This is a genomic window from Glaciecola punicea ACAM 611 (assembly GCF_000252165.1).
Lineage (GTDB): Bacteria > Pseudomonadota > Gammaproteobacteria > Enterobacterales > Alteromonadaceae > Glaciecola > Glaciecola punicea.
Map to the genome: position 1 here is coordinate 169,700 of NZ_BAET01000002.1, position 20,237 is coordinate 189,936.

Annotated in this window: 15 protein-coding genes; 7 read left to right on the forward strand and 8 right to left on the reverse strand. The window is 43.2% G+C overall.

Features of this window, described 5'->3' with window-relative positions:
• Positions 1–161: 161 nt before the first annotated feature.
• On the reverse strand, positions 162–596 hold the full coding sequence (locus GPUN_RS00790) for a hypothetical protein (RefSeq protein ID WP_006002433.1): 435 nt from the start codon (positions 594–596) through the stop codon (positions 162–164).
• A 1,199-nt stretch (positions 597–1,795) separates the two neighbouring features.
• Positions 1,796–2,545, reverse strand: coding sequence for a GntR family transcriptional regulator (locus tag GPUN_RS00805; RefSeq protein WP_006002440.1), 750 nt, complete (start codon positions 2,543–2,545; stop codon positions 1,796–1,798).
• A gap of 340 nt (positions 2,546–2,885) precedes the next feature.
• On the opposite strand from GPUN_RS00805, the gene GPUN_RS00810 reads away from it, so the two are divergent.
• The 5 genes from GPUN_RS00810 (at position 2,886) to GPUN_RS00830 (ending at position 10,599) form a co-directional block, all read left to right on the forward strand.
• Positions 2,886–4,979 carry a glycoside hydrolase family 31 protein gene (locus GPUN_RS00810; protein WP_006002442.1) on the forward strand — a complete coding sequence of 698 codons (2,094 nt, stop codon included), beginning with the start codon at positions 2,886–2,888 and terminating at the stop codon, positions 4,977–4,979.
• Between the two features lie 45 nt (positions 4,980–5,024).
• A complete protein-coding gene (locus GPUN_RS00815; RefSeq protein ID WP_006002444.1) occupies positions 5,025–5,624 on the forward strand; it encodes a TRAP transporter small permease in 600 nt (199 codons plus the stop codon).
• 1 nt (position 5,625) lies between these two features.
• On the forward strand, positions 5,626–6,912 hold the full coding sequence (locus GPUN_RS00820; protein WP_006002446.1) for a TRAP transporter large permease: 1,287 nt from the start codon (positions 5,626–5,628) through the stop codon (positions 6,910–6,912).
• A gap of 12 nt (positions 6,913–6,924) precedes the next feature.
• Positions 6,925–7,977 (forward strand): TRAP transporter substrate-binding protein, encoded by a 1,053-nt coding sequence (locus GPUN_RS00825; protein WP_006002448.1) that lies wholly within the window; start codon positions 6,925–6,927, stop codon positions 7,975–7,977.
• 246 nt (positions 7,978–8,223) lie between these two features.
• On the forward strand, positions 8,224–10,599 hold the full coding sequence (locus GPUN_RS00830) for a TonB-dependent receptor (protein ID WP_006002450.1): 2,376 nt from the start codon (positions 8,224–8,226) through the stop codon (positions 10,597–10,599).
• Between the two features lie 70 nt (positions 10,600–10,669).
• Here the strand turns inward: GPUN_RS00830 and GPUN_RS00835 are convergent, their stop codons facing one another.
• The 4 genes from GPUN_RS00835 to GPUN_RS00850 all read right to left on the reverse strand — a co-directional run bounded on the left by GPUN_RS00835 (position 10,670) and on the right by GPUN_RS00850 (position 15,166).
• Positions 10,670–11,671, reverse strand: a complete 1,002-nt coding sequence (locus GPUN_RS00835) for a YeiH family protein (RefSeq protein WP_006002453.1) — start codon at positions 11,669–11,671, stop codon at positions 10,670–10,672.
• A gap of 4 nt (positions 11,672–11,675) precedes the next feature.
• Positions 11,676–12,677, reverse strand: a complete 1,002-nt coding sequence (locus GPUN_RS00840) for a TauD/TfdA family dioxygenase (RefSeq protein ID WP_006002456.1) — start codon at positions 12,675–12,677, stop codon at positions 11,676–11,678.
• Between the two features lie 8 nt (positions 12,678–12,685).
• Entirely contained in the window at positions 12,686–13,651 is a 966-nt protein-coding gene (locus GPUN_RS00845) for an aldo/keto reductase (protein WP_006002459.1), read from the reverse strand.
• 213 nt (positions 13,652–13,864) lie between these two features.
• Positions 13,865–15,166, reverse strand: a complete 1,302-nt coding sequence (locus GPUN_RS00850) for a serine hydrolase domain-containing protein (RefSeq protein WP_006002461.1) — start codon at positions 15,164–15,166, stop codon at positions 13,865–13,867.
• Between the two features lie 386 nt (positions 15,167–15,552).
• Here GPUN_RS00850 and GPUN_RS00855 point away from each other — a divergent pair, with 386 nt between their 5' ends.
• Positions 15,553–16,467, forward strand: a complete 915-nt coding sequence (locus GPUN_RS00855) for an SDR family NAD(P)-dependent oxidoreductase (protein ID WP_006002463.1) — start codon at positions 15,553–15,555, stop codon at positions 16,465–16,467.
• A gap of 120 nt (positions 16,468–16,587) precedes the next feature.
• A complete protein-coding gene (locus tag GPUN_RS00860; RefSeq protein ID WP_006002464.1) occupies positions 16,588–16,959 on the forward strand; it encodes a glutathione S-transferase N-terminal domain-containing protein in 372 nt (123 codons plus the stop codon).
• 66 nt (positions 16,960–17,025) lie between these two features.
• Here GPUN_RS00860 and GPUN_RS13810 read toward each other — a convergent pair whose 3' ends face one another.
• Entirely contained in the window at positions 17,026–19,143 is a 2,118-nt protein-coding gene (locus GPUN_RS13810) for a ShlB/FhaC/HecB family hemolysin secretion/activation protein (RefSeq protein ID WP_006002466.1), read from the reverse strand.
• A gap of 207 nt (positions 19,144–19,350) precedes the next feature.
• The coding region (locus GPUN_RS14300) for a YDG domain-containing protein (protein ID WP_040519882.1) at positions 19,351–20,237 on the reverse strand (887 nt) is incomplete at its 5' end.

Genomic DNA, 20,237 nt, shown 5'->3' on the forward strand with positions numbered 1-20,237 from the left:
CACCAGCACTTGTCCAACTAAAACATCGTAGCCACGTAGCTTATGAAAATCAATTCGCAAGAACAAGACTATTAAATGTCAATTACCTTGGCCTGTCGTATTGCCTCGTTAAAAAAAACTATTAATCCTAAACCCTATTTAGCTGAGTCTAGAGCATTAATTCAACCATTTTCTCTTCGTAACCTTTGGTTTGTATTCGCCATTTCTGAATCCTTCGTCGCAAGGGTTCGAGTATGATCTTTGGAGAATTCACCAGGATATTTATTAGACAACCATTCAATTATTTCACGAGCATAAGTTTCTGGTTGCAACTCAAGTTTTAATTTCACTTCATCCCAGACCTGTTCAAACGGATCTATTCTTGTTCTATAGTTCCTTGGAAGATTGCGGTTACCTTTTGGTTTATTGTAATTAAAGTAATCAATTTTAGTGGAATCGTCCAATTTTGTTTCTTGTGCTGTCACGTCATTGGGTTGATCTTCTTCAGCTATAACGTCAACCTGAGCATTATTATGCCAAGAAAATTGAAATAAATTCTGTTGCAGACGTTTTAATTCGGCCAAAATTTTAACGGGGTCGAGTGTAAGATATTCCACTTCAAGTTTTTCTTTTGTTGTTGCTGAAACAGATGCAACTTTAATTAATCGTTGATATGGCGTCAGCGCTTGGTCGTTTTTCTTATGAGTTCGAGCTCGTGTAAAGGTAATTTGATTATTCTCACAGTAATCAAGAAGCTCATAATTAATGGATTCGCTACCTCCATTGTATCAAGACCTTTTAAGTCGAAGGGAAGTAGTTTTCTCGCAATGTTTATTCCACCAATAACATTACTAGCACTCTTTTTTACTAGCGGCATACATTCAAGCCAACCGGTAGTGACATCTGCCATCGTCAAGGTATTCAGAAATGCGCCTCTTGGGTCGCCACCACAATGCGCAACTAACTCCACTTCAAAAAAATTAGGTGATACGTCGTCCCAATCTGCAAATGTACGAACTTGTATTTGATTTTTCCAAAGAGTACCTGTTTTGCTATGGCTAATGCCATCAGCATGGCGTTGCCTCTCAACTTGAAGTAGTCAATCAACAGAAGCAGGACTTACCTTTAAAAGCTTATCTCTAACCTCTTCAGTTATTCGAAGGTGACCGTAGCGTTTCATGGCGCTAACTAAGTTAGAAATAAAAGGTACAAAGCGCTTCGAGCATATTTGATTGGCGGTATTCCAAACAACGGTAAGTACATGAACAAACTGTTCATCTTATATTTGTGTGCCTGGCCGCTTACGTTTACGCTCGTGCGGAGGAAGCTGAATTTTCTTTGATAGTAGCAAAGTAGCATATTTTCTTTCATACCCAGTTGCAGCAACAAACCCATCCAATATTTTGGTTTTTTCAGATTTAGAGGCTCTACCATATGAATTATTTACCCCGAGTATCATTTCTCGTCTCGCTGACAGACTCATCATTTTAGTCATAAATCACCAATTCAATCCTATTTTTAGTTTGATTTTTAATGAGTCAATGAGTGTCTCATAGTTTGGTAATTAGTCAGTCAATGTGGCGGCCAAGCAAATTGTCGTCAAATATTGGATACATGAATAGGCATTCCTGAGTAGGCTATGTATGTAGAGCGGGCACTGAAATTAGAGGTTAAAGGCTTCGTTCTGAAAGAGGCCAGCGGTGATTATTTAGTCAATAGCCTTTATAAAATAATGGCGGGGGAGTATAGCGCGTTATAGATCCCGAGCTGGCGATAAGTAAGGCGGCAAACAGTCGCTGTTTCAAACTTTGCTTGCTCATTTTGATTCTACTAAATAATGATATTTATCACTTCTACAGCGACTTATTCTAAATTCAATTATTTTCCCATCAATTGAATGGGCTATGCGCTCCACCTCTAAAAGTGCTTCACCAATATGGATAGCCAGTAGCTTTGCGTCTTGAGCACTGGCTATATCCGCTTTAATACGGTCAGTGGTGTCTTGCACAGTAAGGTTAAATTGAGTTTGATAAAAATGATAAAGCGTGTGCGGTAAATCTTCGAGCCCTTCTAATTCGCGAAAATAAACATATGGCAAATATATCTTTTCAAATATACAAAATTCGTTGTTAAGAATTCTGCGTCTAAGGACCTCAAATACTTTCATATTCGCTTTAGCCCCAAACGCACTGACAACGTTTTTAGGTGCTTTTATAAGTGTAAGCGATAGCAGCTCTGCTTTTGGTAATTCGGGCGTTTTTCCATCACGGATGATCGGATAAAAACGGTAAAGGCTATGCTGATTTGTATGCTCCGATACAAACGTTCCTACTCCCTGTCGACGGGTGAGTATTTTAGTCCCCGTTAAGCCATTGAGTGCCTTTCGAACGGTTCCTTGACTAACACCAAGCTCTTCTGCGAGCTTAAACTCATTAGGTAACATCTCGCCCGGCTTCCAACGCTGCTCTACAATAAGCTGCTTAACATGCTCTTCAACCTGCATATACAGGGGCTGAAAGGATAAGCCTGTTTGGCTGAGTTTATTGTCAAATCTGTTATTGGTCATAAATTCACTAAAATAAGCTTAAGAAAAAGAGTCGGTATAAAGTGACTAATAGCGGCAATATTCTGCTGCAGTTTACACGTTTGAAAACTTATCCATGCTGCACTTCACTCAATTATGTATTAAAACGCAGATGGTAATTGACAATAATTTAACACTATACTAACTTGTGTCTTATACAAGACAAAGCTTGCTGGCTTATTAGATGCTTAGACTAATTCATAAGTCATCAAATAATAGGCTAGAGCATTCATACTTTTAGGCTCTTTTGCAGCGTCAGTGCACATTTATAATCTACCATATGCATAGCCTTTAACCACCATTTATTAAGGATTTGAACGACGTGTTTGAACTTTCTACACCCGACTGGAACCGTGTTGTACAGACTGAAGTTATTGATGAATGTCGAATTTTACCTTGTGGATCAATATTGATCCCGACTAACCACGGTAATTTGACCTTAAGCATTAACGAAATGGGTATTAGGATCCAGAATGAACTAAAGTGCGATGTAAACAACTATGGAATACTTGTATATGAGCCTTCGCCTTTTGAGGCCGCCATAAAATCCAGCACAACTCATACCCACATTAGCGCCAAAAATCACCGCATTGAAATACAGCATAGTCCATTCGCCTTTGAATGGAAAAAGTCAGGTAACACCATACAAAAAACACCTAACGACGGTCATTTTGTCCGCCAGTTCAGGCTACCGCCCATGGCAAAAACAGAAGAGGGCTGGTTATTTAGTATCAATCTAGACGCGCAAGAACCCGTGTACGGCCTAGGTGAAAAGTGGTCGGCGTTGAATAAACGGGGACAATTAGTAAGGTCTTATAACCACGATGCCTTAGGCGTGAACGCTGAAATTTCATATAAAAACACGCCTTTTGCTTGGAGTACAAAAGGTTGGGGCCTTTTTGTGCATACGCCATCACCGGTCACCCATTCTGTAGGACATGCTAACTGGTCACAGCGAGCTTATTGCGTGTTAGTTGAAGACAACGCGCTTGATCTTTTCTTATTAGATGGTGCTAATGGCGCACTGATTATTGAGCAATATACACAGTTAACAGGCAGATCTCCTGTACCTCCATTATGGAGCCTAGGCGTAATTCTTTCAAAAGCCTATTACAAAGATGTGCCTGAATTATTAGAAACAGCCAAAGCAGTGCGCGACAAACACATGCCCTGCGATGTTATAACGCTCGACGGCAGAGCATGGCAAGATACTGACACGCGATTTGCATTTGAGTGGGACGCTAAGCGCTTTGACGATCCCGCCGCTGTTATAAACGCACTCAAAGCACAGCAGTTCAAGGTATGCATTTGGGAATATCCTTTAGTGTCTGTCAACAACAAATTGTTTGATGAAATGGCTCGTAAAGGCTGGCTTTTGAAAGACAAGCGAAGTGGCCAAGCTTATCGCTACGGGTGGGACATGAGTGCATTTGCTGAAGTGCTAACGCCTTTGCCAGAATCGGGTATTGTTGATTTCACTCACCCAGATGCCTATCAGTTTTGGTTAGAATCTCACAAACCTTTATTTGACTTAGGCATTGATATGATAAAAGCAGATTTTGGCGAACAAGTCGATAACGACAATATGCTTGCTTACAATGGCGACGGTGGTAAAAGACTGCACAATGTTTATAGCTTGCTCTACAACCAATGCGTGTACGAAGCTGCGCAAAAGTATTGTAAAACTGGCGCGTTCTTATTTAGTCGTTCAGCGTGGACAGGCTCGCAGCGTTTTCCAAGTCAGTGGGGAGGCGATCCACAGGCTGACTGGGGCGGATTAGTCGGCAGTATTAGAGGCGCATTGTCTTGGGGTATGTCGGGAGCACCTTTTTTTGCCACCGACGTAGGCGGATTTTATAAAGATACTCGCGACCCCGTCTTATTTGTTAGATGGACCCAAGCGGCCGTGTTTTCAGCGCATATAAGATTACACGGCATAGGCCAGCGTGAACCATGGAGTTATGGTTCACTAGCTGAGCGCGCCGCAACAAAAGCCTTAAAGTTACGCTATAGGCTCATGCCATATATATACGATACCATGCGCCAGTCCAGCGAGAGTGGACTGCCCGTTATGCGAGCTATGCCCTTAGCTTTTCCAGAGCAAGGTCTTACGCACAGCTTTGAAATGCAATTTATGTTTGGCGATAGCTTACTAGTTGCCCCCTGTACCAATCCAGACGGTAAAGTTACGCTTTATTTACCGCAAGGAAACTGGCTACGCTTCCCGACAAAAGAAAAATATAGCGGGCATCAACTGCTAGACCTTACATTAGAACTGGATGAATTAGCGGTGTTCATGCCTGCTGAGCACTCAATTCCTATTGGTGCTGAGGTTGAAAACGTTGAAATGCTGGAAAGCGATTACTTACAAAACAAGGACTTACCCCACTGGCCAGAGCACGACCTTGCGTTATGAGAACGATTATGTCGGTAAGAGTAAAGCAATGAGAACGCCCTGATTATGAAATCATATATTACAAAGCTCAATACGATATTAGGCAGCTTCAATTTTCATGTCGCCAAAGTTGCAAAATACTTTGCAGGCGGTTTGTTAGCCATGATGGTCGTTATGATTTTAGCGCAAGTTTTTTTTCGCTATGTATTAAATGACTCTTTAACGTGGACCGAAGAATTATCTAAATATGCCATGGTCTGGATAGCTTGTTTGGTGGCGCCATGGGCTTACAGAGAACACTTGAATGTGTCAATTGGCATGTTTCACGAAGTCTTACCTGCTCTACCTAAGCGCATTGCTGAAATAATAATCACTTTATTAGTCATGCTTATTAGCGCCATATTTTTCAAGCAAAGCTTAAGCTTTGTCGCCGGGGGAACCACTATAACCGCGGCCTCTGTTGCGATTAAACTATGGGTTTTTTACCTATGTATGCCTTTTGCCTTTGGTTCATTATTTTTAGTCGGCATTGAAAGACTTATCCAACAGCTCACATCCCCACTAGTGCCATATAACGATGACTCAAATAACAGTCCACCTAATAATGACCAGCAGCACAATGGCGAGTCGTCAAAGGCAACTATTTCAAATCAAGGATCGCAATAGCATGTCACTAAGCTATATATGGATATTTGTATTACTGCTAACCGCAGGCACTCCCGTGGTATTCGCGCTATTGGTAGGGCCCGGCGTTAGCTTAATGATTGATGGAAACGAGGTGTATTTTTCAGCTCTGTTAAATCGCTTATTTTCAGGCATGAATTCATTTCCACTTATGGCAGTGCCCTTTTTCATACTCGCCGGTGAATTGATGAATCAAGGCGGTATTACGCAGTCTATTGTGCGCTTTTGTAAAACCCTTATTGGCCATTATCGAGGCGGTTTAGCTCAGGTAAACATACTGTCTTCGGTGCTGTTTGCAGGCTTGTCAGGCTCAGCAGTGGCAGACACTTCTGCCTTGGGTAAAATGCTCATTCCGGCCATGGAGCAAAATGGCTATAGTCGACGATTCGCCGCAGCAGTTACCGCGGCCTCATCCGTGATTGGCCCCATTATACCCCCTTCTGGCATCATGATCTTATACGCCTTTATTATGAACGTTTCAGTGGCGGGTATGTTCTTAGCCGGGATACTACCGGGTTTATTGATATGCGCCGGCTTAATGATAGTCACCAACCGTATCGCTAAAAAACGTAATTATCCCATAGCCAATCAAAAAGCCACTTGGGGAGAACGAGGATCTGCTTTTAAGGTATCTTTTTTACCTTTATTAACCCCCGTAATTTTATTAGGCGGTATTTTAGCGGGCGTTTTTACCCCAACTGAAGCAGCTGCTGTTGCGGTTGGCTATGCATTTATTGTGACCTTATTTATTACCAATACACTTAAATTAAACCAGTTACCGCTTATACTAGTGAATGCCGCTGTGCAGTCGGGCACTATTTTACTGCTGGTCGGCTCAGCGGTTACCTTTGCCTGGATAATTACAGTATCAGGACTAGCTGATTCACTCGCCACTAACATTATGCAGATTACATCGAATGTGCTGCTACTTTTGTTAATTATCAATTTATTCTTGTTTGCCATTGGTATGTTTTTAGATGCCGGACCGGCTATTCTGATTCTGGGGCCGGTGCTTGCGCCTATCTTTATAGCACTGGGCATAGATCCGCTGCATTTCGCGGTTATTATGTGCGTTAACTTAACGGTTGGTTTAGCCACACCTCCAATGGGCTTAGTGCTGTTTGTGGCTGCGTCGGTGTCGGGTGAAAAGACTGAAAATATAGCCTTAGAAATGCTGCCATTTTTGGCAGTTCAAGCTCTGGTTATATTTATGATTACGTATTTTCCTGCGATCACAATGACGCTTCCTCGCCTTTTTGGCTTTGCCTAAGGATTCGCCTTTATGACTACAAAACGTATTGTATTGTTAAGCATTTATGCACTGGTATTTGTAGTCAGCATTATTGGTGTGCTGCGCTCTACAAGCACAAAAGCGGAGTTTACTATAAAGGCAGCTATTCAGGCTTCAACCCAAGACGAAGACTATGTGGGTTTAATTGCATTTAAAGAATACGTAGAAGCCGAAAGTAAGGGCCGTGTGCAAGTTGACATATACACCTCGGGTCAGTTTTGCGGCAGTGTGCCCGAATGTATCAGTAATCTTCAGCAGGGTGTACTGGAAATGTTTCCCAGCACCGTAGGCGGCACAGGTAACTTTTTTGCACCCGCTCAGGTTTTAGATTTACCGTATTTGTTCACCAGCGATGAACAGGCTTTGTGTGTATTAGATGGCCCAATACTAGACAAAATAAGACAAGAAGTACTGCAGCGCTCTTTAAATATTCGCCTTATTGGCATTGCCAACACTGGCGGGTGGCGTAATTTTGCGACTACAGATAAGCCAATACGCACGCCAGCAGACCTGAAAGGACAAAAGATTAGGACAACGCCAGCAGAAATCCAGCAAGAGTTAGTTAAACAGCTAGGTGCAAACCCTACCCCTATCTCGTGGGCCGAGCTTTACACGGCATTGGCCACCGGCGTAGTGGAAGGCAGTAAAAATGGTATCCAAGATATTATAGGCGCCAAATTGCAAGAGCATTTAAAGTACATAATTCTCGATGGGCATTCATATATGGCGACACTATGGTGGTTTTCAGAACCTGTCTGGCAATCCTTACCTACGGATATTCAAGCTATCGTTGAAGAAGGTTTTAAAAAACAGCAGGCTGCCGCCAACAACCTAGTGGCTACAGAAGAAGAAAATTCTTATCGAATTTTCGAGCAAGCCGGCGGAACAGTCTATCGTCCGACAGTAGCCGAAAAACAAGCTTTCAAAGATGCATCTAGCAACATGCGCGCATGGTTCATTAGTAAATTTGGAAACGAGTGGTTGGACCTAGTAGAAAGCTCCGTAGCCGATTGCGATGCTAGGCAGCGAAAAACTTCACTTTAAAAACATATATTAACAACAAATAAGTTGCATCCTGTTAACTAATTGGGTAAATTTTACCTTATCTTCTATCTTATATAAGACACTAAAGGTAAAGACAAAAAAGATAAGCTATTTTCAAGTCGTAGTTGTCGGTTTGTGCTTATCAACTAACTATAAAACCAGTAAATGCCATACCCAAATTAACCAGTACAATTAAATTGGGGGGACATTGGTAATTCATGACACACACGAAACTTGGAGAACAAAATGAAATTTAGACTGAGCTCGTTGCAACAAAGTATTGCAAAAGCATTAGCGCTAACAACATGCTTATCATTAGGTATAACGGCAAGCGCGCAAGAACAAGCTGAAAAGGTTGAAAAAGGGTTTGAAACGATTACTGTTACGTCACAAAAACGTGTTGAAAATCTAAACGAGGTCCCAGTCGCAGTGACTGTGCTGCGCGAAGATCAAATAAACTCGGCGTTCTCCGCTAACATTGAAGGGCTTCAAGCACTTGTGCCGTCTGTTAGCTTCAGAAAAGGTAACACCACGCGAAACTCTGCTATCACCATTCGCGGTATCGGTACTATATCATTTAGTGTCGCGGCAGAGCCTAGCGTATCTACCGTTGTTGACGGTGTTGTGCTTGGCCGTTCAGGACAAGCATTCGTTGATTTATACGATTTAGAAAGAATTGAAGTACTGCGCGGACCTCAAGGCACACTGTTTGGCAAAAATGCATCTGCAGGGGTTGTAAACATGACCTCTAAACGCCCTAATGAGGACTTTGAAGGGGTGTTTGAAACAACCCTTATGCAGGACAGCGAATACCGCCTCAAAGGCAGGGTATCGGGCGCCTTGAGTGATAATGCGAACGGCAGTCTAACGGTGCTTAAATCACAGTTTGACGGTTACATTAATAATGTTTACAACAATCAAACTACCAACGGATACGATAAAGAAGGTCTTCGCGCAATGCTCGATATTGAGGCATCAGGCGATACTGATATTTTATTTATCTTCGAAACCGTAAGCTCTAACGACTCTTGCTGCGCCGATCTAGAACTCACCCCAAGCGGTCGTCATGATTCACAAGCCTCACCCAACAGTACCGGTACTGGTGACTTAGATTTAAATCAGCGTCAAATTGATCATGATTTTGAAACCCGCACCATAGATGATCACACAGCGTTTTCAATACAAGTAGACCGTCCCTTAGGTAATCATGACTTCACCTCTATTACGGCTTACAGAAGCTGGAACAACACTGAATTTCGTGAAGGCGATTTTACCTCAACCGCTGGCGACCTCCCCTTCCCCGTATTTGGTGTTCCCTTTCAGCTGCATGATATCGGCCCACAAGAGTGGGATCAAGTATCCCAAGAATTTAGAATTGCTTCCCCTTTAGGCGGTGATTTTGATTATCAGGCTGGTTTTTTCTGGTGGGAACAAAGTTCAGAGAGAAGCTTTTCGCGTGACGCTTCATGTCAAAACAATAACGGCCAGTTTCCTGCTGCTATTGGCGATTACTTAAGCAACATCCTTGGTGTCGTTAACCCTAGTGAAACCGATATTAATGCTTTTATTGAAGCTGAAGGCTTAAGCTGTAACGCGAATGATATTATAAGCGCCACCGCTTTTATGGAAACAGAATTTGATAACTGGGCGGTGTTTGCAGATGCTAAATATCATATAAACGACGATTTGCGTCTTTTATTCGGCATTCGCTACACCGACGACGAAGTCAGTTTTTCACATAACCGCAGCAGTGACGACCAATATAGCCGAACAGGCGTTGGCGTGCGCGGATTCGATACTGACTTTGACAATAGTGTAAGTGAAAGCAATACTTCATCTAAGCTTGGTGCACAATATGATATTAATGACGACAGCATGGTTTATGCAACTTTCTCACAAGGCTATAAGGGGCCTGCGTTTAACGTATTTTACAATATGTCAAACACCGACTCTTTGCCAATTGGTCCAGAAACCTCCGACGCCTATGAGCTGGGCTATAAATATGCCACTAACGACTTAATCATAAACCTAGCGGCATTTAGAACAAACATAGATGGTTTTCAAGCTAACAACCCTGAAGATTTAGACGGCGTATTTATCACCCGTTTAACCAATGCAGGCTCGGTAACAACCGAAGGTTTTGAAGTAGATTTTATGTGGCAAGCAACAGAAAACTTCTTGCTTACCGGTGGTTTGTCTAGCGTAGATGCAGTAGTTGATGAATTTCGATGTCCTGTTGGCTTAAACCCATGTGACGGTCGTTCAGGCGCCGATTTGCCCTTCTCTCCTGACTTGAAATACTCCCTTACTGGTGAGTATGTAATGGAAATGAATGGCATGGACATCTTCTTTAATGCCTCATATGTGTACACCGACGATATTTTTGCAGGAGCGCCAGGTACAACGGCAGTGACTAACCCAGAAGCGTTTTTACCTGACTACAGCATTATTAACGGTAGCATCGCGTTCTCGTTTGATGACGATGCCTACAGAGTATCGCTGATTGCTAAAAATCTAACGGACGAAAAATTTGTGACTACCTACAGCGGTGACAATTTCCGTTACCAGATACCGCGTGACGCAGATCGTCACTTCGGTATTCAGCTAAGAGCGAAATTCTAAATCTGTAATGTCTGATTATAGTAAAGGCGCCTTTTTTAAGGCGCCTTTTTTTGTCTTAGGTGCAGGCTTTTTAAACGTAGGGTAAACAAAGTAGTACCAGTGCAGCAATCCATAATGTTTCAATCACCAGCAGCAGGATAGGCTTGATACCCACCGTCAGCATTTGACCTAAATTCGACTTCATACCAATAGCCGCAATAGATATTACTAGGGCAAAGCGCGATATATCGGTTGCTGAGTCAGTAATAACTTGAGGTAAGTCTACTATGCTATTGATTGCCATTAATACAGCAAAAGCAATTAAAAAAGAGGGAACGCCGGGTGTTTTACCTGTTTGAGTGCCGTCAAAATTTAATCTAAGGACAAGTAAAATACACATAACCACAGGCATTAAAAACGCAACTCTTACCAACTTTGTGAGTGTGGCTAAATCACCTGTTTGCTCCGATACTGAGTAGCCCGCACCAACGACTTGAGCTACATCGTGTATAGTCGCGCCTAAAAACAGACTGGTCTGCGCCTCATCCAAGTGTAAATAGGCAGCTACAATGGGATAAACCACCATGGCGATGGTAGACAAAGAGGTAACGCCAACGATTGTTAATAGGGTGTCACGGTCATTTTCTTTACTTTGCGGCAGTACTGCTGATATCGCCATTGCCGCAGAAGCCCCGCAAATACCAACCGAGCCACCGGTGAGTAGACCAAAGCGTTTTTCTAAACCAAAAGCCTTGGCTAATAACATACCCACTAAAATGGTGCTCGCCACTGCGATAACGAGCAGTGCGCCAGTTTTCCAGCCCATTGCAGTAAGATCCCCAAATGCAATGCGTAGACCTAACAAGGCGACCCCCAAGCGCAATATATGCCGGGCAGTAAAATCGACGCCTATTTTGCATTTCGGATCGTCGTAAATAAATGACATAGCGATGCCCAAGAGTAATGCAAATAGCATTGCTGGCGCGCCATAGTGGCTGCTCAAAAATAATGCGGCTAGGCCAACCACAGCAGAAACTGCGATGCCAGGTAAGAATGCGCTGGCTGTTCTAAGCTGCGTAATTAACCTAGACAACTGACTAGTTCATAGCAAGCGCAACGAGCACTTCTCGTTTGCGTTCACCTGAATAAGGTTTGCGACCATGCATGGCCATATAGTTGTCAACTAAGGCAACATCACCGTCTTGCCACGCCAAATCAAACGTAAATTGTCCTGCCAAAGATGCAACCAGTTCTAATCCATCCACGGGAATAGGCGTGTTGTCACCGAAAGTAATTGCACTAGCGGGGTTTTCTTTAACGCCTTTCCAACCCAAATAAGCAGCAATAAGCTGATTATAGAACACCTTCACTTGTTTACCTTTAATGTTGCCCAAGTCGACAACGGCTGGCAGTACGGGCGTAGTCGCTTGTAAACTACCGTCGCTCTTCCATTTCCATTGATAGCCTAAGTCTGCAAGTTTGTTTTCGGCTTGCTCTTTTGACTCTACACCTAAGGTGCTCTTCCAGCTTCGTCCCTGACCGCTTTCATGGTCGTCAGCTGCCGGCATATGCGTTGTGTATTTTAATCCTTTTGATGCGAAGTCATGGGCTAATGCTGGTGCTTGTTTAACTAATTCTTCATACAGCATATCAGAGCGGCATAGCGGAGTAGCACCACCTTCCTCAGCAGCTTTTTTACAAAAGAAAAAAACTTTACTGGGTGATACAGGCGTTTGCGCCATTTCATGGTGCAGATATATTTCTACATTTTTTGGTGCTTCGTTAGCGGTAAAAACACGCTCAGTAAAATTAATTCTAACCGCGTTTGACAACGATTCTTTATAAGTGAAGTTGCGATAGGCAAATGCACTAGAGAAAGTATCGAATGTTTCGGCAGAGTCGACTGGGAACCCACGAAACAAAATAGCACCAGAGCGTCTTAATTCAAGCTCTAGTTCAGGTAGATTTTGGCTTATCCAAGCTTTGCTGTCACTCAAGTTTTTAACACTTCCATCGTTCACAATTACACTTGGAAAAACAGAATCATCGCACTTTAATTGACCGGGTACTTGCGTATAGTTTATTGCTTGTAGAGTCATCGGTTTTCCTAATCGTAAATGGGGTTAAAAGTATTAAAGGCGGCTTCACAAAAGTCGCCTGGATCGTTGAAACGGCGGTGAATATTGAGCGCAGAAATAGCTGCCATTTCCTGTTCACTTAATTCAAAATCGAAAATATCTAGGTTTTCAATCAGCCTTTCGGGACGAGAGGTTTTTGGAATAATGGCATTACCGCGCTGCACGCCCCATCTTAAAACGACCTGAGCGGGCGTTTTACCGGTGCGCGACGCTGCTTGTTTCACCACATTTTGCTCAATCACTGACTCAGCTGCGCCTGCCATATCTAACTCTAAATATGATAGCGCACCTAAGGGTGAAAACGCGGTTACCTGAATATTATACTGCTTCGCTAAACGAATGAGTTTTTCTTGGGTTAAATAGGGATGTGATTCAATCTGAAGCATGCTAGGTTTAATTTTGGCATAAGACATTAAATCGTGCAGCAAACCAGTATTGTAGTTACACACGCCAATTTGTGTAGCGAGGCCTTTTTCACAAACAGCTTCCATTGCCTGCCATGTTTCAATTAGCGGCACACCGGCTAATTCGACGCGCGGATTGTCTGCATCTGGATCTGCTATCCACTCTGGTGGATAACGTGTTTCAATCGGTACAAACTTGGAAGCAATAGGAAAATGGACTAAGTACAGGTCAAGATAATCTAGCTGCAAATCATCTAAACTTTTTTGCAACGCCAGCTCAACATGTTCTTTGGCATGGAATGAATTCCACAGCTTAGAAGCTACAAACAAGTCTTCGCGTAAACATAAGCCATCGTCTATCGCGCGTTTAATACCTTCTCCTACCTGCTCTTCATTACCGTAATCACAGGCGCTATCCAAATGGCGGTAACCCGCCTTAATCGCGTTATAAACGGCTTCAGCGCAGTCTTCTTGAGAGATTTTCCACAGGCCAAAGCCTACCTTGGGAATGTTTTTCTTATTCAATACCATATGTAAAAGTCACCTAATTATTAACGTTATGTCTTATATAAGACATAAGTTAAAATACTGTACAAATTTTGTCAATACGAAGGTGGAAATGAGTGAATAATTAATGCCGATAAACGCTAAGCTTGCGAACACCTATAAGGGGCGTTCGAGAGCTTAAGCATTAATTTGCTGTAATAGTTAAGACGAGGATATAGGCTAGATCCCCAAAGAGCCTTAATCGACTAAGGATTGATAAACCGTATTTTTGAAGTCATGTCGAACGGGGTAAAAAGCAGAAGGCACAAACTGAGACATCATTATTATGATCATATTCTCTTTAGGATCTATTCTAAAATAAGTTGATGCTGCGCCGCCCCAGCCATAATCACCGTCAGATCCCATTAGTAGTGCATCGTTGCTATTTACGGTAACCGACATTGCTAAGGCATGACCTTCGCCGTGAGAAGTGGGTGAAAATGGGATCAAGTTAGCAGGTAAGTGATTTGAGCGTAAATACTCAACGGTTTTTCTGCCTAAGATCCGTTGCCCATTGTACTCACCACCGTTTAGCAGCATTTGTGCAAATATGTAGTAGTCACTAATAGTTGAGACCAAGCCACCGCCGCCATTGTGCACTGATGGATCTGATAAAAAATCTCCCAAGGGGGCTTCGTCAAGTGCGACTATTTCTGAATTTTCGCCGGGCCCATATATTTGCACAAGCCTGTTTCGCTTTTCAAGCGGTATATAAAAAGCGGTGTCTGTCATTTGCAAGGGGTCGAAAATAATCTGCTGCATGTAATCGCCAAGCTTCATACCGCTTATACGCTCAACCAAAAATCCAATAATGTCAGTATTAATGCCATAGTGCCACTGAGTACCGGGCTGATGATTAAGTGGTAACGCGGATATGCGTTGCAATACTGTCTCTACACTATCGTTGTCAGACACTGGCGGCAGGGCTTGGTAAAGCTTGTCGACTTCACTGTTGGTAAAACCATAAGAAAACCCTGCGGTATGTAAAAACAAATCAATAATTCGAACGGGCTGATCACTTGGCTCAAAACGCATATTCTCGCCGTCCATGCCGGCAAAAACCTTGAGCTCGGCTAATTCTGGTAAATACTTTTCAATTGGATCATACATATGAAATTTACCCTGTTCCCAGAGTGTTAGGGCCGCCACAGCAGTAATCGGCTTTGTCATAGAATAGATACGGAAAATAGAGTCTGTGGTCATTTCCTCGTTAGTCTCGAGGTTTCGCATACCATTTGCAGACAAGTGCACAATTTCTTGATTACGTGCAACCAAGGTCACCGTGCCGGCCAGTTTTTGAGTGTCTGTATACTTGCGCATCGCGGTGTCTACTCGCGCAAGGCGCGATTGCGATAATCCTTGAGTGACGAGCCCTGATGATTCTACCGGTCTTAGAGTAGTAGCGTCACCTAAGGTGTTTTGCTGTTCACCTTGTAGTTGTTGAGTAGTGGCACATGCGGTGAGAAAAATACAGCATGTCAGTAAAGTATATAATTTCATGAAGGCTCTCTTTTTGGTGTTTGAGTGATTAGGGCTTACAAAAACTATATTGCCGAGTATTGCCCCGTCCTGTCAATCATCACGTCGTTTAAGTCTGCCTTTTGTAGCCGATAATGATTTATGCAATCTGCTTGTGAGGGCTTGGCAATACCAAGCTCTGATAAAAAGTGTCCTTGCTGTGGTCAAAAACCTAGATTACATGCACAACATCTACTACTGTTTGAGAATTTGTTTCGAAGCAGTCCAAGGCACTAGGGTTAACTTTTAGGGATATACCTCACTATTCACCAAACTAAGACCTTAACCTTAGCTAAATAAAGTATCGGCATTATAAAGTAAGTCTTATATTCGATAATACTAGACCATTTGAAAAAGACGGAAAATACATGTCGCTATTACATACAAATAATGAATATTCAGGAAAAACAGCGCTTATATCAGGTGCAGCAGGCGGCATTGGTTTTGCCCTTGCAAAAGAGTTTGGCAGCTTAGGCATGAACATTGTCATTGCTGATATAGATGAGGCTGCCTTGAACGAAGCGCAAGAAACACTGCTCTTACAAGACATTAATGTAATGGCTTGCAAACTTGATGTAAGCGAATACAGCCAATGGCAAGATTGCGTTACCCAAACGCTGGCTAAATTTGGCAAGCTACACATGGTGATCAATAACGCAGGCGTGGGCGGTATGCCGGGTAAAATTGAGCAAACCGATAATGACCTGTGGCGGTGGGTAGTGGATGTCAACTTAATGGGTGTATTGTATGGCACGCAGGCGGCTGCACCTGCAATAAAGAAACACGGTGAAGGCGGCTGGATAATTAACGTCGCGTCTATGGCCGGTATGATGGGCGTGCCTTATTCAAGCGCATATGCCGCCACAAAGGCAGCCGTAGTGTCGATGACTGAAAGCTGGGCGGTAGAGCTAAAACCACACAATATTCAGGTGTCGGTGTTGTGTCCTGCTTTCGTCAAAACGAGGATTCATGAGTCTTTGCGCAACAAGCAAAGTAAATATGGACCAACGCAGGGGCGCAAAAAGTTCACCGATGAAGAAAGGCAAAAATTTAAAAAAGGTCTTAATCAAGCTGCTGCGCTAGTAGAGTCGGGCATTGCACCTGAACTATTGGCCAAAAGAGTGGTAGAGGCGCTAGGCACAAAGCAGCAGTATATATTCACCCATCCAAATTACAGGCAGGTTACTGCATACAAAGAAGCCCTAATAAACAAGGCTTTTGATGATGCCCAGCAAAGTGAGCTAGTAAAGCACTTAATAGACGATGACATTCCTATGCTGTAATAAGACTTTACACTGAGGCCTTTTTCTTTAGTCTTGTTTACGGCAATGCTCATATAGTTTTACGCGTGTTTTAGGTACAATAGTGTTTCCTAGAACCGTAGCATTCACAAAGTGGTATATATGAGTTTTTTAATATCTTTTTTACGTAATTTAGTGGGCGGCATTCTTGTCTTCTTTGACGTCATTACTCGCGGCACCAAATTAAAACGCACACTAGAAGCCCAGCAGCAAGTTAATGAACAAGCACAACAGCTAAGGTTATATCAATTTTTCGCCTGCCCTTTTTGCATCAAAACCCGCCGCGCCATTTATAAAATGAACTTGCCGATTGAAAAACTTAGCGCCTCAAAGGGTTCACCCCACAGAGACGATTTACTAGCGAGCGGCGGCAAAATACAAACGCCTTGTTTACGCATTGAAAATCAAGACAATGTTGAATGGCTATATGAGTCATCTGAAATTATTGATTATCTACAAAAACGTTTCACATAAGCGCGCTTTGGCCTGCTTTGCCACGCTTTCATTTATTCGGATTAAGCAGTTGGATATAACACAGTGTCATGGGCCGTTCTCAAATTCATATTTTATGCTCGCCCACTTCATCAAGCTATCTGATTGCTCATCATTACTTAAGTTGTCAGATGTTTGCCATGCGGCACTTGCCTCTAGAGCCCATTGCCCGAGGTTAAGCTGTAAGCCAACACCTGCGCCTGAGAGACTACGTTTGTTGTTACCAGCAGCCCAGCTGTTTTTATTAGTACGAAGGCTACCGGCATCATAAAACGTATAGAGTGTAGAATGCTTAAGTGCATACCGAACTTCCAGTTGGACAAGTACACCAACATCCCCATAAGCTTCGCCAACAGGGTAGGCTCTGACATTATTAGCGCCACCTAGGCCAAATTTTTCAGATGAATTTAGATTGCTGCCAGCCCATTGTGCAGATACACGGCTAAATAACGTTAAGTTGCCCGGGAGGCTTTGTAAACGCGCTAAATTTAAGTTGAATTTATCATAACTACCTGCGGTTTTAGCGGTAGCATTGTCTATGGCAATGTTACCAGTGGCAACAGTTAAATTACCCACCGTCCAACTGAGCGTGCCATAGCTAATACCGCCGCCTGCTAGTGTATCACGATGGTCAAAGTTAAGGCTCAGAGGTATGCTATCACTGCGATTTGTATTACTGCTAAGTGTAATGTCATTGCTATTATTTAACACTTTCTGTTGATAGCTAAGGGCTACATTCACATTGGTTTTGTGTGAACGAAGAATAGGGTAACTCAGGCCAGCACTGCTCACTTGAGCAGTGCCATGCACCCCACTATCCGAAAATTCTTTACCTAGTTCGTAGTAGTTGTGGGCGTAACCGACATTAGCACGCAAACCTGAGCCACCTATTGGCAGATTATAATTAAGTGCACCCAACCAAAGATCTTCATCAGAATACAGTGTGTTAAGTTTAAATTGGTCACCAAATAAAAATGGACTGTTGATGTTTAAATCGACATGAATGCGGTGGCGACCCGTGTACCTATTGCCATAATTATCAATGCGTATTTCAGCGCTGTAATCCTGATCATGCTCTACTTCTACCAATAGGTTAGCTGCCCCTAATTCTGAACCTGGGCGAAGTACAGGCGTGGTTTTAAAGCCGGGTTGGTCGTCTAATATTAATGCTACACGCTCTAAGTTAGCTGTATGTATTATGTCTCCTGTTTGCAATAAGTTTAAAAACACTTGGGCGTCAGCGTTATTTAAGCTATCGCCTATGGCTTTGATGTTGTCATAGTGACCTTCTACAATTTGAATGAGTAGAGCACCATCAGTCATGGCTTGCACTGGCAGAAGTGCGCGGGCAAACGCAAAACCATTACTGCGATAATACGCAGTAATGCGATCAGTGAGCCCTTGCAGGCCCTCAAGGCTGTAAGTTTTACCTATTGCATCGGCTAAAACTTCGTTGAGAGTAATACTGCTGTATTGGGTATTGCCCGTGAAACGAATATTTGTTTGCAAGGTAACAAAGACTTCACCACTAGCGTTTTGGGTGACTGCAGAGGGTCCAATTGAGCCGAGATCAACGCCTTCATGCCCTGCGTCTATTACTGTTGTAATATCTTGGTCACGGTCAGGCTCCAAAGCATTAACGGCAACATTTGGCTCAGCACTATTCGAGCGCGCATTACCTTCGGCTACCTCAGATGGAGGATTAGGGTCAATAAGGTCAATCACTAGCCTGTGCCCTGCCTGCTTATTGTCTTTATCCGCTGGTGCTAGAGTGAATAATCTAGCACTAAGTTTCTTGCTGGTTTCAATCACTATACGGCTATCTCTAGGCCTTATTGGCTTGGAATGTCTCAATTTGCTGACTTTATTGCCCGACAGCCCTACACGCGACAAATTGAATGCTTTGTCTACCTTTTGTAAATCGATGACAACGCGATCCGGATTAGCTAGCGAAAAGTAAGAAAAACTTGGTGGCGCATCGAATTCGAGCACTATGCGCGCTGAATCGCGAGAGTCAGAAAAGCGCACATCTGTCACATTTACCTGTTTTGCAGAAACACTTTCCACACAGCCTGTAAAAAGCGCAAGCACTGTAAATGCAAGATATGCGAATAACACAATAGCGCTGTTGGCCTGCTTTACATAGGTACCTGCTGACTTTTTCATTGTATGTTACTGTTTAACGCTTCTATGCAAAGCTGACCAAAAAGGGCTAAAACCATCAGGCTGCTATGCTGAGGAATATCCATCATGGCGTTTTTACTATTCATTGTGCAGTAGCTACTTAAAAGAGGGGTGGGGTAAAAGTGTTGATAACTTTCCCCCACTGATGTTATTGATACAGTAGTTCGAAAAAACTGCTATATTTTACGTTTATTGAATTCCTGAAAGATTAGCGTTTATTTGCGCTTCTGGAAGTAAACGAATACCGCCTTCTACCACTAATATGTCGCCGGGGTTACTAGTGCGGTCGCCTTCGCTATCACTACCTATCTCTACTTCTTGTACATCGACAATCCCGCCGGTTGTGCTGCTATTAGCATTAGTTGTTGGCCCATTGGAGCTTATAGTGAGAGGCACTCTAACATTGGCAACCACGTTGCTTATTACTCCAGACACGACCGTGTTGGTTGATGGCGTTGCAGGATTGTTGTCTAAATTGTTTATTAATTCAGACGCATCCGTGTTGTCTATTGGTCCTGCCGCATTAGTAATATTAGCGGAAAGGTTCCCTGACTTGCTTACCGTGTAGTTGCTGGCGATACCAGTACCGTCGATTAACGTCATGCCATTTACGGTTACCTCTATATCGTTACCCACATTAGCATTCACGAACTGACCGGTTTGACCTGAGAAACTCAACGTTTCGTCATTAACAAAGCCATTTAATAGACCACCAGTGATAACGGCGTTTTCATTACCGTCGAATACTTTGTCATTTGCTATCATGCCGCTGACAGTCAATTCTTTAGGCGTAATGTCTGCGGTGGTTGATGCTTGGCCCGTAATAAGGTAGTTGTCGGCGTCAGTCCCGGCGCTAGTGCTGGTTAAGCTCACCGTTTTAGCATCGCCTGCATTTTTATTAGAGAACGCGCCGCTTGCCAATACGGTTACCGTATCGCCTGCAATTAAGCCGGTCAATGTTTTACCGCTCACATTCAGCGCGGCGTCTACGTTACCGTCGTAGACTTTGCCACTGGCGGTGATCCCGCCTACGCTTAGGTTAGCGCGGGTAATGTCTGCGGTGGTTGATGTTTGAC

Excerpts from the sequence above, each read along its gene's own strand:
- GPUN_RS00845 (WP_006002459.1), bottom strand. The coding sequence starts at position 13,651 with ATGGTATTGAATAAGAAAAACATTCCCAAGGTAGGCTTTGGCCTGTGG.
- GPUN_RS00855 (WP_006002463.1), top strand. The coding sequence starts at position 15,553 with ATGTCGCTATTACATACAAATAATGAATATTCAGGAAAAACAGCGCTT.
- GPUN_RS00840 (WP_006002456.1), bottom strand. The coding sequence starts at position 12,677 with ATGACTCTACAAGCAATAAACTATACGCAAGTACCCGGTCAATTAAAG.
- GPUN_RS00815 (WP_006002444.1), top strand. The coding sequence starts at position 5,025 with ATGAAATCATATATTACAAAGCTCAATACGATATTAGGCAGCTTCAAT.
- GPUN_RS00860 (WP_006002464.1), top strand. The coding sequence starts at position 16,588 with ATGAGTTTTTTAATATCTTTTTTACGTAATTTAGTGGGCGGCATTCTT.
- GPUN_RS00830 (WP_006002450.1), top strand. The coding sequence starts at position 8,224 with ATGAAATTTAGACTGAGCTCGTTGCAACAAAGTATTGCAAAAGCATTA.
- GPUN_RS00850 (WP_006002461.1), bottom strand. The coding sequence starts at position 15,166 with ATGAAATTATATACTTTACTGACATGCTGTATTTTTCTCACCGCATGT.
- GPUN_RS00820 (WP_006002446.1), top strand. The coding sequence starts at position 5,626 with ATGTCACTAAGCTATATATGGATATTTGTATTACTGCTAACCGCAGGC.
- GPUN_RS00805 (WP_006002440.1), bottom strand. The coding sequence starts at position 2,545 with ATGACCAATAACAGATTTGACAATAAACTCAGCCAAACAGGCTTATCC.
- GPUN_RS13810 (WP_006002466.1), bottom strand. The coding sequence starts at position 19,143 with ATGAAAAAGTCAGCAGGTACCTATGTAAAGCAGGCCAACAGCGCTATT.
- GPUN_RS00825 (WP_006002448.1), top strand. The coding sequence starts at position 6,925 with ATGACTACAAAACGTATTGTATTGTTAAGCATTTATGCACTGGTATTT.